The following is a 1,860-nucleotide window of genomic DNA, read 5'->3' as shown; positions in this document are numbered from 1 at the left end:
AAAATCTTCCAGTCCATTTTAATGGACTTTTGCTATTAGCCTGGGAATTGATTCCCAGGCGGGTGTGGGCGACACTACCGACTGATTTACCAACAGCATCATTGATTTCCGTGCGGGTTATTTTCAAATCGGTTATGTCTAAACTTCTACAAAATCTACCATTCCAGCTTATTCAGCAACATCACCAACCTCTAAATTAGCCGAAACAGAACTAATATCAGATTCAGCAATTACAGGCAATTGATGTTCATACAATTGCATCGCCTGCAAACAACTATTAATCCCAGCAACCGCCTGATTATAAACCTCAATTTTTTGCCCAAATTCGCTCAACAAACGACGATTGCGAATAATTTTCTCCTCCGCTTCCTTCTCCAAAGTTTGTTCCAAATAAACACGCGCTTGATTGTATTGCTGCAAAATATCATCAGCTTGCTTATCCGCCATTGGCAATAAGTTCGTATTGATAGTTTGATTGATGGTTTGGCGGAAAGTGCGGCGAATTGTATCGGAGACTTTTGGCTCAAAATCTAATTTCAACAATTGTCGAATCGCCGGTTCCGCTTCCACCATGCTTTCGCAGTCATAACTTTGAGAAGTTTGCAGCAATGTTTGGCGGAATTGATATATGGAGAAAGTGCCTTCATCGTAGAAACGAGGACTTTCCCGCACAAATCTGTCGCACTCCACTTTCGCCTGATTAACTAAAGCAAAACTAACCTGGTTTTCCAGCAAGTTCAACTCTTGTTCAATTCCACCATCATTACCCAACAACCTGTACAAATTACGGTAATATTCCGACTTGCGAATTCTTTCCATCAAACCTTGGAAAAAATTAGCAACTATTTCCTGACAAGACTCAACTAAAATATCTTCTAATTGATTCGCCAAATAATAAAGTGCTTCTACCAAAACCGCAATCAAAGGCGCAGTAGCATTGCGGGGATGACTGAGGGTTGCACTTTCATAAGCGGCGCGGACAGAAAAAGTATCTAGCAACTCATCCAAATGGCGAATCATCCGAGATTGCAGCTTTTGAAAGTCTGCCTTAAAACCTTGGCATTTATCCGTCACTACCTGATTAACCTCTAATGCTATATGTTGGCGAAAATCATTACCAATTTGCTGAAGTTGCTGGTTGAGTCTTCCCAGTTCCTGCGTTTTCATCGCCTCAATTTCGCGAGGTTGACTATCTAATTCTCGATAAATGGATAGATAATGTTTCCGCAACATAATGCACAATGGTTGCAAGTCATCAGCTAAATTAACAAAGAGTTGGGGACGTTTTTCTTGTGTGAGATAACGGGTAACTGCATCGCGAAATTCCTCTATGCCGCTATCTTGAATTAGCTGATTAATCAGAGGTGTTCCCCATTCTGTTAAAATCCGTTCGTAGTTCTGCTTTGGGGTTTCATAGCTGTGGACGGAAATGCGAAAATTGTTGGGTAATTTGCCAGAATTAGCACAATATCGATTAAACTCATAGACAAATTGTGGCGTCTCTTCGCTACCATCCATTGCTTTGACACTTTCGGGAAAGAGAGTATTTAAACCAAAGCGATCGCGTCCATTTGTACCTTTAATCTGACTGCCGTAAAATCCCAGTAACCCGCTTGTTTTATATATACTCAGCACGGTCAAAGACCGTGCTTTTGTGGCTGCCCAAAATTTGTCGTTAACTGGTCTTCATTGAAAGTTTGAAATTTCCATGTAAGAAGCGAGTCTAAATCTTCTTTATAAGTGACGGATGCGACAGCCAGTAAATCAGATATGGCTGATTTAAATCCCGAAAAATCCGAATAATATTTGGAATATAAACATTTCTTTTTAACAAACTTCCATAACCTTTCTATCAAATTT

General features: G+C 40.2%; 1 protein-coding gene and 1 pseudogene. Both read right to left on the bottom strand.

All coding sequences use genetic code 11. The features are described from left to right. Positions 1-168: 168 nt before the first annotated feature. Positions 169-1,641 carry a dynamin-like GTPase family protein gene (locus LAY57_RS24640; protein ID WP_338022482.1) on the bottom strand — a complete coding sequence of 491 codons (1,473 nt, stop codon included), beginning with the start codon at positions 1,639-1,641 and terminating at the stop codon, positions 169-171. Further along, positions 1,638-1,860 (bottom strand): annotated as a pseudogene (locus tag LAY57_RS24635) (hypothetical protein); the annotation flags it as partial. The gene LAY57_RS24640 and the pseudogene LAY57_RS24635, both read right to left, overlap by 4 nt.

Source organism: Argonema antarcticum A004/B2, from assembly GCF_023333585.1.
Lineage (GTDB): Bacteria > Cyanobacteriota > Cyanobacteriia > Cyanobacteriales > Aerosakkonemataceae > Argonema > Argonema antarcticum.
The sequence above is the reverse complement of the archived record's forward strand: the minus strand, read 5'-3'. Positions and strand labels throughout refer to the sequence as shown.